The 14140-nt window shown below is 61.8% G+C and carries 15 protein-coding genes and 1 pseudogene; 9 read left to right on the top strand and 7 right to left on the bottom strand.

The window, feature by feature from the left end; genetic code table 11:
* Position 1 precedes the first annotated feature (1 nt).
* The 4 genes from tssE to tssB all read right to left on the bottom strand — a co-directional run bounded on the left by tssE (position 2) and on the right by tssB (position 3267).
* Positions 2-514 (bottom strand): type VI secretion system baseplate subunit TssE, encoded by a 513-nt coding sequence (gene tssE, locus CJU94_RS35820; protein ID WP_095423350.1) that lies wholly within the window; start codon positions 512-514, stop codon positions 2-4.
* Positions 515-648: 134 nt separating this feature from the next.
* Positions 649-1152: an Hcp family type VI secretion system effector gene (locus CJU94_RS35815; protein ID WP_095423349.1), complete on the bottom strand. Its 504-nt coding sequence runs from the start codon at positions 1150-1152 to the stop codon at positions 649-651.
* 82 nt (positions 1153-1234) lie between these two features.
* Positions 1235-2707: a type VI secretion system contractile sheath large subunit gene (gene tssC / locus CJU94_RS35810; RefSeq protein WP_425272248.1), complete on the bottom strand. Its 1473-nt coding sequence runs from the start codon at positions 2705-2707 to the stop codon at positions 1235-1237.
* A 38-nt stretch (positions 2708-2745) separates the two neighbouring features.
* A complete protein-coding gene (tssB, locus tag CJU94_RS35805) occupies positions 2746-3267 on the bottom strand; it encodes a type VI secretion system contractile sheath small subunit (protein WP_095423348.1) in 522 nt (173 codons plus the stop codon).
* 326 nt (positions 3268-3593) lie between these two features.
* On the opposite strand from tssB, the gene CJU94_RS35795 reads away from it, so the two are divergent.
* Genes CJU94_RS35795 through CJU94_RS35785 form a run of 3 tightly spaced genes read left to right on the top strand, consistent with a single transcriptional unit; the run spans position 3594 to position 6888 of the window.
* Complete coding sequence (locus CJU94_RS35795; RefSeq protein WP_244221123.1) at positions 3594-4550, top strand: hypothetical protein; 957 nt, start codon at positions 3594-3596, stop codon at positions 4548-4550.
* Positions 4547-5467, top strand: a complete 921-nt coding sequence (locus CJU94_RS35790) for a c-type heme family protein (RefSeq protein WP_095423346.1) — start codon at positions 4547-4549, stop codon at positions 5465-5467. Before CJU94_RS35795 ends, CJU94_RS35790 begins: the two co-directional genes overlap by 4 nt.
* Positions 5464-6888, top strand: a complete 1425-nt coding sequence (locus CJU94_RS35785; protein WP_095423345.1) for a serine/threonine-protein kinase — start codon at positions 5464-5466, stop codon at positions 6886-6888. Before CJU94_RS35790 ends, CJU94_RS35785 begins: the two co-directional genes overlap by 4 nt.
* Positions 6889-6957: 69 nt before the next feature.
* Here the strand turns inward: CJU94_RS35785 and CJU94_RS35780 are convergent, their stop codons facing one another.
* Together CJU94_RS35780 and CJU94_RS35775 are read right to left on the bottom strand one after the other, a co-directional pair.
* Positions 6958-7503, bottom strand: a complete 546-nt coding sequence (locus CJU94_RS35780; RefSeq protein ID WP_095423344.1) for a DUF3455 domain-containing protein — start codon at positions 7501-7503, stop codon at positions 6958-6960.
* 54 nt (positions 7504-7557) lie between these two features.
* Positions 7558-8319, bottom strand: a complete 762-nt coding sequence (locus CJU94_RS35775) for a superoxide dismutase (protein WP_095423343.1) — start codon at positions 8317-8319, stop codon at positions 7558-7560.
* Between the two features lie 245 nt (positions 8320-8564).
* Here CJU94_RS35775 and CJU94_RS35770 point away from each other — a divergent pair.
* Together CJU94_RS35770 and CJU94_RS35765 are read left to right on the top strand one after the other, a co-directional pair.
* Positions 8565-8867, top strand: a pseudogene (locus tag CJU94_RS35770) (IS6 family transposase); the annotation flags it as partial.
* Positions 8868-8909: 42 nt separating this feature from the next.
* Positions 8910-9641: an IS6 family transposase gene (locus CJU94_RS35765; RefSeq protein ID WP_095423436.1), complete on the top strand. Its 732-nt coding sequence runs from the start codon at positions 8910-8912 to the stop codon at positions 9639-9641.
* 64 nt (positions 9642-9705) lie between these two features.
* Here the strand turns inward: CJU94_RS35765 and CJU94_RS35760 are convergent, their stop codons facing one another.
* Positions 9706-10182, bottom strand: a complete 477-nt coding sequence (locus CJU94_RS35760) for an Lrp/AsnC family transcriptional regulator (RefSeq protein ID WP_095423342.1) — start codon at positions 10180-10182, stop codon at positions 9706-9708.
* 42 nt (positions 10183-10224) lie between these two features.
* Between CJU94_RS35760 and CJU94_RS35755 the strand changes: the two genes are divergently transcribed.
* From CJU94_RS35755 to CJU94_RS35740, 4 genes are read left to right on the top strand one after another with little or no spacing between them, the layout of a single operon-like run.
* Entirely contained in the window at positions 10225-11436 is a 1212-nt protein-coding gene (locus CJU94_RS35755; RefSeq protein ID WP_244221122.1) for a branched-chain amino acid ABC transporter substrate-binding protein, read from the top strand.
* Positions 11433-11990, top strand: a complete 558-nt coding sequence (locus CJU94_RS35750) for a peptide deformylase (protein WP_095423341.1) — start codon at positions 11433-11435, stop codon at positions 11988-11990. The genes CJU94_RS35755 and CJU94_RS35750 overlap by 4 nt, the downstream gene beginning before the upstream one ends.
* Positions 11987-12934, top strand: coding sequence for an aminotransferase class IV (locus tag CJU94_RS35745; RefSeq protein ID WP_095423340.1), 948 nt, complete (start codon positions 11987-11989; stop codon positions 12932-12934). Before CJU94_RS35750 ends, CJU94_RS35745 begins: the two co-directional genes overlap by 4 nt.
* Positions 12924-14114: an aminotransferase class I/II-fold pyridoxal phosphate-dependent enzyme gene (locus CJU94_RS35740; protein WP_157763859.1), complete on the top strand. Its 1191-nt coding sequence runs from the start codon at positions 12924-12926 to the stop codon at positions 14112-14114. The genes CJU94_RS35745 and CJU94_RS35740 overlap by 11 nt, the downstream gene beginning before the upstream one ends.
* Positions 14115-14140 lie beyond the last annotated feature (26 nt).

The following is a 14140-nucleotide window of genomic DNA, read 5'->3' as shown; positions in this document are numbered from 1 at the left end:
ATCAGCCGAAATGTTGCGACACGCGAAACTCGCCGGTTTCGAGATCCACGTCTGTGCGCAGATAGAGACCGAGCGGCATGGGCTGCGCCCACATCTGCGCCTCGATACGAAAACTCAGCGAGCGGCTGTCCATGCGCGAGTCGTCGGCACTCACACTCACTTGCACTGTGTCGGCGATCAGACGCGGTTCGAAGTCGAGCAACGCGGTGCGAATGCGCTCCTGGAGCAAGCCGGCGTCGATGCCCGACAGCGCCATACCCGCAAGATCGGAAATGCCGAAATTCAGCACGGAGTTGCGAACGTGGTCGAGACCGTCGAGTTCGTCCAGCCGCTCCCCATCCCATTGACGCGTGCAATTGAGCAACGCAGCGATATCGCGCGTTACGCATTCGCGCAACCGTGCCGCCGTAATTACGCGCTGTTCGCGGCTTTCGTCGCGTTCGTTCGGCGCGAGGTCGGTCAGCCGGTCTAGCAGCGAAGGCTGCAGGCGCTCCTGGGGCGTGAGTTCCGCCATGAAGTTCTCTCTGAATGAAGCCGGGTGACGGGCCCGGACCCGGAACGCCGCAGCGCGGCATTCTGTGCACGGCAACGGCCAGTCGCACAAAACATTGCGATGTGTCGCGCGCGCTGGCCATCAGGCGAAACTGCTTACTGCTTCGCGACCTGCTGGATATCGAACGTGAAGTCCTTCGTGCCGCCGCTCGCTTTACCCTCGTCGTCCTGCGGCTGGAACGAATACTTGAACTTGCCGAAATGGAGCGTGATGTTTTCAGTCAGACGTTCGTCGCCACCACTGCCGCCGGTGTTCACCGACGTGATCAGCACACCTTCGCTTAGCTCGATCGTCACGAAGTCGGTCTGCTGCCCCGTTGCGTTCGTGACGTACAGGTACGCGGTGTCGAGGCGCGCGCCGGTGCAGCACGCGTTGAGAATTGCGTTGGAGCAGCTGTCCACGTATTTGGTGATGGTGATGTCCTGGATGTTGGCCTTGCCGCCCGACGCGTAACCAGCGCCTGTGTGCAGGTTGCCGGTATTGCTCACGCCCCACGACCACGCGATGATCGGGACTTCGTTCTTGTGCTTCGAGTGATTGGACGCGCCCTGGATCGTGACTGAACCAGAACCGAATTTCAGGTGCATGTCGAATGCCATATTGACCTCCATCTTTGCTAATCAAAGTACTCGCCGGGTCGGCGAACAAGGGGGCCGGCGCGCTGTGCGTCGGCCGGAATACTTAAGCCGCGCGTGCAGACGGCAGCCGCGAAACGAGACGCAGCGAAACCGTTAGACCTTCGAGTTGGTAGTGCGGCTTGAGGAAAAGCTTCGACGTGTAATAGCCGGGATTACCTTCGACTTCCTCGACCACCACCTGCGCGGCGGCGAGCGGCTTACGCGCCTTGGTTTCTTCGCTGGAGTTCACCGGGTCGCCGTCCACGTAATTCATCACCCAGTTGGACAGCCAGCTTTCCATCTGCTCGCGCGTGCTGAAGGAGCCGATCTTGTCCCGCACAATGCACTTCAGGTAATGCGCAAAGCGGCAGCACGCGAACATGTAGGGTAGACGCGCAGAGAGATTCGAGTTCGCGGTTGCCGAAGGATCGTCGTACTCTTCGGGTTTCGCCACCGACTGAGCGCCGATAAACGCGGCCACGTCCGAGTTCTTGCGATGCACGAGTGGCATCAGACCCATCTTGTCCAGTTCCGCCGAGCGGCGATCCGTAATGGCGATTTCAGTCGGGCACTTCACGTCCACGCCGCCGTCGTCGCTTGGGAACGTATGCACCGGCAGGCTTTCCACCGCGCCGCCCGACTCCACGCCACGAATGCGCGTGCACCAGCCATACTGCTTGAACGAACGGTTGATATTCACCGCCATCGAATACGCGGCGTTTTGCCACGTGTATTTCGACGAATCCGCGCTTTCGGTGTCTTCCTCGAAGTCGAATTCCTCGACCGGATCAGTCTTCGCGCCGTACGGCAAGCGTGCCAGCGTGCGCGGCATGGTCAGCGCGAGATAGCGCGCGTCGTCCGTTTCGCGCAGCGAGCGCCAGCCGGCGTAATCGGGGGTGGTGAAGATCATGGAAAGATCGCGCGGATTGGCAAGCTCGTTCCAGTTCTCCATGCCCAGCAGCGTGGAATCCGCCGCCGAAATAAACGGCGCATGCGAGGCGGCGGCAATCTGTGAAATGCCGCGCAACAGTTCGACATCCTGCGGACTGTGATCGAAGTAGTAATCGCCGATCAGGCACCCGTACGGTTCACCGCCCAACTGGCCGTATTCTTCTTCATACACGCGCTTGAATACGGGGCTCTGGTCCCACGCTACGCCTTTGAAGCGCTTGAGATTCTTGCCGAGTTCTTTCTTCGAAACGTTCAGCACCCGGATCTTGAGCATCGGATCGGTTTCCGAATTTGTCACGAGGTGATGCAAACCGCGCCACGCGCCTTCGAGCTTCTGGAATTCCGCGTGATGCATGATGCGGTTCAACTGCTCGCTCAGCTTGCGGTCGATTTCGGCGACATACGCGTTGATGGTTTGCGTAACGTCATCGGAAACGATGTTCGAGTCCTGCAAGACCTGCTCGGCGAGTGTGCGCACTGCCGCTTCCACTTCCTCTTTCGCGCGCTCGTTCTTCGGCTTGAATTCCTTGCTGAGCAGCGCCGCGAAGTCGCTGGACTCAGCCGATGCGACGTTCGCATCGAGCATGGCCGGGTCGAATTGATTCTGGCTTTCCATGGTCGCCATTACTCCTGTTCGGGTTCGGTGCCGGCGGCCTTCGGCGCGGCGCTAAGCGATTGCAGCAGCGCCGGGTCCTTCAGCGCCTGCGCAATCAGTTTTTCCGCGCCGCCCTTGCCGTCGAGATAGGTGCCGAGATTGGCGAGCTGCGTGCGAGCTTTGAGCAGCGTCGCGAGCGAATCCACTTTGCGCGCCACGGCTGCGGGCGAAAAATCGTCCATGCTGTCGAAGGTGATATCCACTTCGAGGTTGCCGTCGCCGGTCAGCGTATTGGGTACGTGAAAATTCACGCGCGGCTTCATGGATTGCATGCGGCTGTCGAAGTTGTCGACGTCGATCTCCAGCGCCTTGCGCTGTTCGATGGCCGGCAGATCGCCGCCATTCGCGCCGGACAGGTCCGACATCACGCCCATAACGAAGGGAATTTGCACTTTCTTCTGCGCGCCGTACAGCTCCACGTCGTACTCGATCTGTACGCGCGGCGCCCGATTGCGTGCAATGAATTTCTGACTGCTCTGCTTCGTTGCCATGCGCTGGTTCCTTTTGGGGTGCGTTGGGTTTCAGGGATTCGACGCGGCCGTTGGACACGACCCGTTCGCGATGGACTTGCCCCGTACCGCGACCGTCGTCCACGCTCACAAAACAACCCAGCCTCGCGATCTATTCCAACTTTTTTCAAACGTTGTGGATGAGACCGTGTTGCGCGGCGTCATAAGTGCCTGCCAACCAGAACAGCCGGGACGCCGCGAATATTCCGGGAAATAGGCAGTCGCATGCGATGGAATAAAGATGGAGGGCTGGCTGTTCTGTGAGTACCGGCGCCTTAACAGACAGTGAATTCCCTGCAATGCATGCCATGAAGAACTCCGTACCATTCGGCAGAAATAGTTTGCGAGGTCCGCTGCGGCTCGCGCCGCTAGGCCTCTTCGCCATCGCTTCGTATGCGAACGCACAGGCGGACTGGACGCTAGTACGTGCCGACACCCTCGTCACGGCGATTCACGCGACGAGCGTGTACTCGGCGCAGACAGGTCAGCGTTTTTCGCAGGACGACATCGTCGAGAGTTCGGGGAATGGCGTCGTACAGATTCAGGACGAGAGCGGCAATATCGTCGCGCTGGGCCGCGATACGCGCGCCATGTTGACACGCGATTCGCATATCGCGCTGTTGCGTGGCTGGCTCAAAGTCATGCACATGTGCGCGAATGCTGCGTGTGCGACTCCGGTGATCGAGACGGAGCGCACGCGCATTACACCGGCGGATCGCACGGCGCTCGTGATCGCCGCGACGCCGGAGGGTTATGACAGCGCGGACGCGGTGTTCTGCGAAAGCGGCTCGGCTCAGGTGCATTCGCTCGGCAAAACCCGCGGCAAACCGCTGGATGTGCATCTGGACGCGCATCAATCCGCGTTCGCGCGGCACGCGGGAACGGTTGAGCCGGTTTCATTTGCCGCGAGCCCTGAAGCTGCCTTCGTTACAGCGATGCCGCTCACGTTCCGCGACGCGCTGCGTCCGCTGCCCGTGCCGACCCCGCCTTCGCCCAATGCCGCGCATACTCTTCCCGCGCATGGCGTACGTCCGGTGGCTTTCGCCGATATCGCGGACTGGCTCGGCAGTTCGTTCGCCGCCCGCACCGATCCCACCACGCGTTTTAGCGAACGCTTTCGCCCGCGCTTATCCGACACGGCGTTTCGCCGCGACGTGAAGCAGCACATTCGCGCGCTGCCCGACTGGCACGTACTGATTTTTCCGCCGCCCCGACCCACACTCAAGCCGCTCGCGGCTTATTCATCAACTACGGCCCGCCCATGAATTTGTCACTCGCCATCAAGTTCAACCTCGTGTTCGTCGCGATCTTCGCGATCGGACTGACTGCCGCGGGCGTCGTCGCGGATCGCGTGTTGCAGCAGCAGGCGCTTGACGAAACGCGCCACGACGCCAACGTGCTGATGAGCGCCGCAGAAGCCATGCAGAACTACACGGCAAAGCACATTACGCCGCTCCTTTCCACGCAGATTCAGTACTCGTTCGTGCCCGAATCCGTGCCCGCGTTTTCCGCAATCGAGATGCTCAACACGCTGCAAAGCGTGTTTCCCAACTTCTCGTATCGCTCGACCATGCTGAATCCGACCAATCCACGCGACAGGCCAACGGATTGGGAAACCGAAGTCATCGCACATCTGCACGATCAGCCCGCCTTGAAGGAAATCACCGGACAGCGGCAAACGCCCGGTGGCGATCATCTGCTGTTTCTCGCGCGACCGAGCAGCATTAACGACTCGACCTGCATGCAGTGTCACAGCACGCCTTCGGCTGCGCCGCGCACGATGCTCGATAAATACGGCCCAGCGAACGGTTTCGGCTGGAAACTACACGATGTGATCGGTGCCGAGTTCGTCTCCGTGCCGATGTCGGAATCGATTGCGCGCGGCCGGGCCTTGTGGCGCAGCTTCATGGAAGCGCTGAGCGTGGTGTTCGCGGTCGTGCTGATCGTGCTGAACGTGATGGTGCATTTTCTCGTCACGCGGCGTTTGCAGGCGCTCTCCCGCGCCGCTGACGAAGTGAGTCTCGGCAAACTCGGCGAAGTCGAATTGCCGACGCGCGGCAGCGACGAAATCGCCTCGCTTGCGGTGTCGTTCGACCGCATGCGCACGAGTCTCGTCACCGCATTCTCGATTCTCGACGAAGCCGGCGCGGCCGAAACCGTGCCGCCAGGCGCACGATCATGATCGCGCGCACGGAAGTCCTGCCGCGCCAGGTTGGCCGCTATCAGGTCGAGCGTGTGCTCGGCCGTGGCGCGATGAGCACGGTCTATCTCGCCACCGATCCGCACATTCAGCGGCAAGTGGCGTTGAAGACGATCCGCGCGGAACTGCTGAATGACGCGCACGGCACAGCGGCGGACGCCGAACTGCCAGCGCGTTTCATCAACGAAGCGCGTGCGGCTGGGCGGCTCGTGCATCCGCACATTGTCAGCGTGTTCGACTACGGCGAGGCCGACGGCGTCGCGTTTATCGCGCTGGAATACGTACGCGGCGAAACGCTCGCCGCGCGGCTCGCGCAACATGCCGCGAGCGGCACGGCCATGCCGCTGATTCGCGTGCTCGTATGGTTCGCGCAACTGCTCGATGCGCTCGCCTATGCACATGACGTCGGCGTGATTCATCGCGACATCAAGCCGGCGAATCTGCTGATTGCGCCGCGCGGTGAATGCAAGATCACCGACTTCGGCATCGCGCAACTCGACACAGGCCGCCTGACGCAAGTCGGCATGATGATCGGCACGCCGAGTTATATGTCGCCCGAGCAATATGCGGGCGCGCAGATCGACGCACGCAGCGATCTGTTCTCTGCAGGTGTTGTGCTGTATGAAATGCTGACGGGCATGTGTCCGTTTTCCGGCGCGTCTGCGGTGGTCATGCAGCAGGTGATGAACGAAATGCCGCCCGCACCGTCTTCACGAGCGGCGGCCCTGCCGCCGGAAGTCGACGCGATGGTGCTGAAGGCGCTGGCCAAGCAGCCCGCGCAGCGCTACGAGTCCGCGCAAGGCTGGCGCGTCGAACTGCTCGCGTTGCTCGATACGCTCACGGCGCGGATCGATCCGGACCAGACCGTGGTGGTCACGCCACTCGTACGCGAGGGACTCGCGCCACCTGCGAATGCAACCGCTGCGCACGCAGCGCCGCTCGCGTGGCCGCCGGAATTGCTCGCGCAGCTCGAACGGCGGCTCGCGAGTCACGTCGGGCCGGTGGCGTCGCGCCTCGTGCGGCGCGCCGCAGCGCAGGCCGCGGATTCGCACACGCTCGCGGCCCAACTGGCGCGCCATCTTCCCGACGACGCCGCGCGGCAAGAATTCACGACCTTGCTGGCGCGGCATGCGACCTCATCGGGTATCGTCACGCCGCATGCCGCGCGCCTCGAAAGCGGTGCAAGACAGACGGGCGCGGCGATCGATCCCGCGCGTGTCGAACTGGCCGCGCGACGGCTCGCCACGCATATCGGGCCTATCGCGCGCATCGTGGCGCAGCGCGCCGCGTTGGGCGCGGATATCGCGGCCTTTCACGCACGCCTTGCAGATGCGTTGCCCGCGTCGGTGGATAAACGCGCGTTTCTCGACACGCTCGACACCCCCAACGCGCCGGACAATTGACGCGTTCAAAACGGAACAGACGTATGCGGCCACCTGAATGACGGTGACCGCATACGTCCTCAGAACCCGCTACTTGTAGAACACATATTCCGCGAGATACGGCGAGCTGCCGCTCTGTCCCGCGACCGTGCATGGCGCGGACGGCATCACACCGCCAACGGTTTTCACGCGCTGCACGTAACGCACCGCCGATAACATGCCGTCGCCCGCCGTACTATGCGTTTCCAGCAGCAGTTGCGGCACGCTCGCCGGCGTGTCGCTCGGCCGCTGCGCGATGGCGCGGCCGACGATACGGCTGCCGTCGTCCGCTTGCCACGACGGTCCTGCTGCGTGTCTGAGTACTGTACGGCCGCTCGCATCGAACAGCGTCGCCTGCGGGCTTTTAAACACCCAGGCGAGGTGCTGCTGCGCGTCGGCTTCGCACACATAAGTCTGCACGCCCGATGCCGTGAGCGCCATGATGCGCTGACCGTCCGGCGGATTGATGGAGGACGGCGAAGTGGCGGCCGCCGATGTGGTTGCCGGCGGTGTGGTGGCCGATGATGTGGTGCAGGCGGCCAACGTCAGTGCGCCGCAAGCGATCACAGCGCGCGATTGCGCAAGTGTGATGAACATGAATGCCCCCTCGAATAGATCTCGAAACGCTTCACATGGAAGCGCATACGAGAATCAGACACGCTCGAAGTTCGCCGAAGCGAACGCCCAGTTCAAATGCTTCGATACGGTCGCCACCAGATAGTCGGGGCGGCGATTCTGATAGTCCAGGTAATACGCGTGCTCCCAAACGTCGACCGTGAGCAACGGCGCGAGTCCTCGCGTGAACGGTGTTTCCGCGTTGCCGGTTTTCACTACCGCGAGTTCGCCGCGATCTACCACGAGCCAGCCCCAACCGCTGCCGAATTGCGATGCCGAGGTGGCCACCAGTGCTTTCAAAAGTGCTTCGACAGAACCGAATTTGCGTTCGATCGCAGCCTGCAGTTTCGCGCTCGGCGCAATCGCTGCGGAAGCTGGCGTCAGCGAATTCCAGTAGAAATTGTGATTCCATGCCTGCGCGGCGTTGTTGAACACATCGGCGAGCGCGGGCTGGTCGTGCGACTGCACGATGATCTGTTCGAGGGACGCCTGTTCGAGCGGCGTGCCGGCCAGCAGCTTGTGCAGATTATCGAAATACGCGCGGTGATGCTTGCCGTAGTGAATGCCCACGGTGCGGGCGGAAATGGTCGGCTCCAGCGCGTTTTCCGCATACGGCAGCGGCGGCAGTGTCTGCGGCGAGACGCCCAGATACGCGGGCACGACGCCGAGTGTGGGCTTGGCGTCGGCGGAGGAATTCTGACGCGTGTCGCCGAAAGCGAGGCGCGAAAGACCGACGCCGAGCGAGGCCAGCGAGCCGGTTGCGATGAGACGACGGCGGGAAATGAGCGAATTGAGCATAACGAGCACCGTAATTGTGGAGAAAGCGCAGCCGCCGTCCGTGGGGCGGTCGATCATGGCTACCCACCCATAACAGTTGATGAAGCACGGCTATTCCATCGGACTCGAAGGCAATTTTCCGACGGCGGGCTTTCCGCTCGCGCGATTAAAAAGCGCGGTGGACTGAATGCCCGCGACGCCCTCTCATTGACGCATAGCACTCAAAAAGGTTCTGTCGCGATAACGAGATGGGTTAGGATTTTCTGATGAACAATCTGCCAGAAGCGCCGGTGAATAAGGAACGGATTTCGCGAAAGGCGTTGGCGCCGGGCGTCGCCAAAGTTTTAAAACGGCTGCATTTCCCGCTGGACGTGATCCTGCTGTGCGTGCGCTGGTATGTGGCGTATTCGCTGAGCCTGCGTAACCTGGAAGAGATGATGGCCGAGCGCGGCATCGAGGTGGATCGTTCGAGCGTGCATCGCAGGGTGATCAAGCTCGTGCCGCTGTTCGAAAAGGCCTTTCGCAAACGCAAACGTCCGGTTGGCAGGAACTGGAGGATGGACGAAACGGCACTGTCAGGTTAATGGGTAGGCGGCGGTAGAATGCAAAAAATGAAGAAGACAAAATCGCTCTATCACGGCCACCGCTTCCCCGCCGTCGTCATCAGCTGCGCGGTTCGCTGGTATTTTCGGTTCAGCCTGAGCCTGCGCGACGTCGAGGAGTTGTTGCTCGAGCGTGGTGTCATAGTCACGTATGAGACGATCCGTCGCTGGTGCGACAAGTTCGGCACCAGATTCGCTCAGTGCGCGAAAGCGGCGCGGCGCAAGCCGGGCAGCACATGGCATCTGGACGAAATGTTCGTGACGCTTCGCGGTGAACCGTATCTGTTGTGGCGAGCGGTCGATGAGCATGGTGCTGAACTCGACGTGCTGGTGCAGAAGCGGCGCGACAAGGCCGCGGCAAGGCGCTTCTTCCGGAGAGTGTTGCGTTCAAACCCCGTGCCGCGCAAGATCGTTACCGACCAGTTGCGCAGCTATCCGGCGGCGAAGGCTGAAATTCCTGAGCTCGCTCATGTGAAGCACGTTTTCGTCAAAGCGGCCGCGCGGGTGAACAACCGTGCTGAGAACAGCCACCAGCCGACCCGCAGGCGCGAACGCCTGATGTGCGGCTTTCGCGATGCACGACGCACGCAGGTGTTTCTCTCATGTTTCGGCCCAATCCGGCAGCACTTCGCGTTGCCCAGACATCAGATGAACGCGGCATGTCATCGTGCCACACTCCAGAGACGTTTCGTCGCATGGCATGGTTGGACTGTCACTGCCGCCGGCGCCAAAGTGATCTAATAAGGATAACTACTCGTACGCCATAAGCGAAGCCTACATCCGTCAACTTGACAGAGCCGTTGCGTCAGATCGGCAACGACAAACCAAACTTCACGCGCGACATCACCACCATCGTTTCGAAATGGCGAATGTTTGGGTTTTGCCGAAACACTCGATTGGCAAATTCCTCGTAGTGATCGATGTCGCGCATCGAGATTAGTAGCACGAAGTCGGCCCTCCCGGTTACGACGTAGCACTGCATGACTTCGGGCACCTCGTTCAAAAAACGCTTGAATTCGTCGAGCAGGTCGAGCCGTTCCCGCTCGACCTGCACCTGTACCCACATCATGATCGGCAAACCGACCTTGTTCGGCGCCAGCACAGAAGTGTCCTGCAGGATATAGCCGTCCTCGCGCAAGCGCTTGACGCGCCGCAAGCACGCGGGCGGGCTCAGATTGACCAGCGCGGCGAGTGCCTGGTTGCTGATCTGGTTGTCGATCTGAAGCTGGGCCAGGATGCGGCGATCGTAATCATCCAGCGGCGACTCGGGCGGTTTGTCCATATTTCGCGCATACGTTGAAAAATGAAATCCAATTAATCAAACATGGCCTTCGAGAATATTGGATTTCTCAAAGCCTCCCTAGAATCGTATCACCAACTGATGCTTGATTTCACGGAGAAAACCATGCGACACCCGCTCCTCACCCCCGCGCTCGCGCTGGCGTTTTGCTGCACCGCCGCGCATGCGCAAACCGTCGTCACAATTGGCTATGCGGGCGCGCTCACTGGCGCTCAGGCTCATTTCGGCAAGGATAGCGAACGCGGAATCCGGCTGGCGATGGACGAAATCAACGCGTCGCATCCGTTGATCGGTGGCAAACCTGTGAAGTTCGAGCTCGACGCGCAGGACGACGGCGCCGATCCACGCCTGGCAACCACGGTCGCGCAGCGGTTCGCCGACAATCGCGTAAGCGCCGTCATTGGTCATCAGAATTCAGGCACGTCAATCGCGGTAGCACGCACCTACGCGCAGCAACACATTGCCGAACTGACTCCGTCAGCAACCAACCCCGAGTTCACCCGGCTGGGTTTCGATACCACGTTCCGCATGCTGGCCAACGACGATTTCCTCGGTGAAGCGCTCTCGCGCTATGTGTCCGACACGCTGCATGCCAAGCGTGTAGCAGTCGTCGACGACCGCACCGCCTACGGCCAGGGCATCGCCGATGTGTTCGCCAAGCAAGTACAGGCATCCGGTGACACGATCGTCGCGCGGGAGTATACGACCGACAAGGCCTTTGATTTCGCGGCGGTGCTCACCCGTGTCAAAGGCGCCAACCCGCAGGTGATTTTCTTCGGCGGCATGGACACGCAAGGTGGCCCCATGCTCAAGCAGATGCGCCATTACGCTATTGAGGCGCCGCTCATTGGCGGAGACGGTCTGTGCACCGCCGAGATGAGCAAGCTCGCAGGCGCGGCACTTGACGGCAACCTGTATTGTGCCGACGGCGGCCGCAGTCTTGCGAAGATGCCAGGCGGCCCAGCCTTCGCTGCTAAGTTCAAGAAGACCTACGGCGAACCGGTGCAGTTGTACGCGCCCTATGCCTATGACGCGATGATGGCCATCTACCAAGCCGCCGTGCTTGCACAATCAACCAAGGCACCGGACATCGTATCTGCCCTGCATCGTGTCGCGTTCCAAGGCGTCACGGGGTCGATCGCCTTTGACGCCCACGGCGACCTACGCAGGCCTGCCGCCACTATATCCACCTATCACGCAGGCAATAAAACGGCTTTGACCGAGGTATCGAAATGACGCGGGAAATCCTTCCGGTCGGCACGCCATCGCTGCGCGAAACGGCATCGCCCGTAACCGACTTGAGCGACCTCGCTGTCGTCGCCGAAGCGTCTGCCCTGGGAGACGCGATACGCGCCTTTCGCGCCAAGCATGGCTTCGGACGCGCCATCGCGGCGCCTCAGATCGGAATACACAAACGCATGATCGGCCTCGCGCTGCCCGGCTGGCCCGAGGTAATCGTCAATCCCGAAATCGTCTGGCAGAGCGACGAACGCATGACGCTTTGGGACGATTGCATGTGCTTCCCCGACATGCTCGTACGCGTTGAGCGTTTCGCTTCGATTTCGGTGCGCTTCACCGATCTCACCGGCGCGGTGCATCTTAAGGAACGCTTGTGCCAGGCGGACGCCGAATTGATGCAACACGAGATCGACCATCTGGACGGCAAGCTCTCGTTTGACCGCGCGGTAGGGGCCAACCCGATCGTGCACCGCAGCGTCTTCGAAGCTGCCCGCGTCGACTTCGCCCGCGAAGTCGACTATTACCCCCAACCTGCACGAGATCCTTCATGACCCAACCTGACGTGGGGCGCATCGATGGCCTGACCTACCCGCACGGCGTCGCTTATATGGCCGGGCGTTTCCTTCCCATGTCCGAGGCGCGCATCTCGGTGCTCGACTGGGGCCTGCTCCATTCTGACGTGACGTACGATACCGTGCACGTCTGGGACGGCAAGTTCTTCCGCCTGGCCCTGCACATCGAACGCTTTCGCCGTTCGCTCGCCAAGTTGCGCCTTACCGTGCCACACGACGACGACGCGCTGCGCGACATTCTCGTCGAGTGCGTGCGCCGATCGGGGCATCGCAACGCCTATGTCGAGATGCTCTGCACGCGCGGCATCTCGCCGACATTCAGTCGCGATCCGCGCGAAGCGCTCAACCAATTCGTCGCTTTCGCCGTGCCGTTCGGCTCGGTGGCTAACGCCCGCCAACTCAAGGAAGGCCTCCATTTGCACCTGATCGACAGCGTGCGGCGCATTCCGCCAGAGTCGGTCGATCCGCAGATCAAGAATTATCACTGGCTCGACCTCGTGACCGCGCAGTTCCATGGTTTCGACGCCGGTGCAGAAACGGTTGTCATCAAGGACATGGACGGGAATATCGCCGAAGGCCCGGGGTTCAACATCTTTGCCGTCAAGGACGGCACGCTATACACGCCCGAACGCGGCGTTCTGCATGGCATCACGCGCCGCACCGTGTTCGACATCGCCGCGCAAGAGGGCTTTGCTGTAAACGCAGGCGCAGTGAACGAAGCATTGCTGCGTGGAGCTGACGAGATCTTCATTACTTCGACAGCAGGCGGCATCATGCCGGTCTCACGTCTGAACGACACGCCGGTAGGTAACGGCCGGCCGGGCGAGATCACCCAGGCGGTCTTCCGTGTCTACTGGGCCTGGCACAATGATCCGGCGTACACGCTCGCGGTCGATTACGACGGGGACCATCATGCTCGATGAGGCGTTGCGCTTTCGGCTCGACGCGCGCCAGCAAGCGCTGGCGACACGACACGCGACCACGCGTGAACTGGCGATCACGTCGGCGCAGGGCGGGACTGTCGTGGCGCGAGTGTCGCCGGGCGGCAGGACGCACGACTACGTCAACCTGTGCGCCAACAATTACCTGGGACTTGCCAGCGATCCTAGGATCGTCGAGGCCGCCATCGACGCGATCGCTCGCGTTGGCTTCGGTATGGCATCGGTACGCTTCATCAGCGGCACACACGAACTGCACTGGACGCTTGAGCGCCGGCTGGCGGCGTTCCTCGGCACCGAGGCCTGCGCGTTGTTCCCGTCGGCGTTCGACGCAAACGGAGCCTTGTTCGAGGCGCTGCTGAGCGAAGGCGACACAGTGGTCTCGGACGCGCTCAATCATGCGAGCATCATCGACGGCATTCGCTTGTGCCGGGCGCAATGCAGCCGCTACGCCAACCGCGACGCGGCCACCGCCGCGCACGCCCTTGCCGCGGCGTCCGACGGAGGCGCGCGGCTGCTGGTCACCGACGGGGTCTTCTCGATGGACGGCACGCAGGCGCCGCTGGCCGCGCTTGGCGCCGTGTGCAGGCAGCACCGCTCGCTGCTGGTGATGGACGATTCGCATGGCATCGGTGTGATCGGTGCGACGGGGCGGGGCACTGCCGAGGTCCAGCAACAGATAGCGGCGGTCGATCTCTACGTCGGCACATTGGGCAAGGCACTGGGCGGCGCATCGGGCGGCTTTGTCGCAGGTCCCGCCGTCGCCGTGAACACCATCCGCCAGTTCGGCCGTCCCTACTTATTCTCGAATGCGCTGATGCCGGCTATCGCGGCGGCGTCGATCCGCGCACTGGACCTCATCGAGCAAGGTGAGATCGATTTCGCACGACTGACTGCGATGAGCACGTACCTGCGGCGTGGCCTGACGCAGGCCGGCTACGACGTCATGCCTGGCGACCACCCCATCGTGCCGGTCATGTTCGGCGACGCGGCACGCTCGCAGGCTGCGGCGTGCGCGTTGGCCGATTGCGGAGTGCTCGCCCAGTCCTTCTCGTATCCCGTCGTTCCCGAAGGTCGGGCCCGACTTCGTTTGCAGGTCTCGCTTGCCTTGTCCGACGACGATCTCGAGAGCGTGCTGAGCGCGTTCCGTTCGATACGCCGCTGAGCGCCGGCTGCGCTACGCCATGACTT

Origin of the sequence: Paraburkholderia aromaticivorans (genome assembly GCF_002278075.1) — a bacterium.
Lineage (GTDB): Bacteria > Pseudomonadota > Gammaproteobacteria > Burkholderiales > Burkholderiaceae > Paraburkholderia > Paraburkholderia aromaticivorans.
Note: the sequence above shows the minus strand (reverse complement) of the source record. Positions and strands in the feature narration are given on the sequence as shown.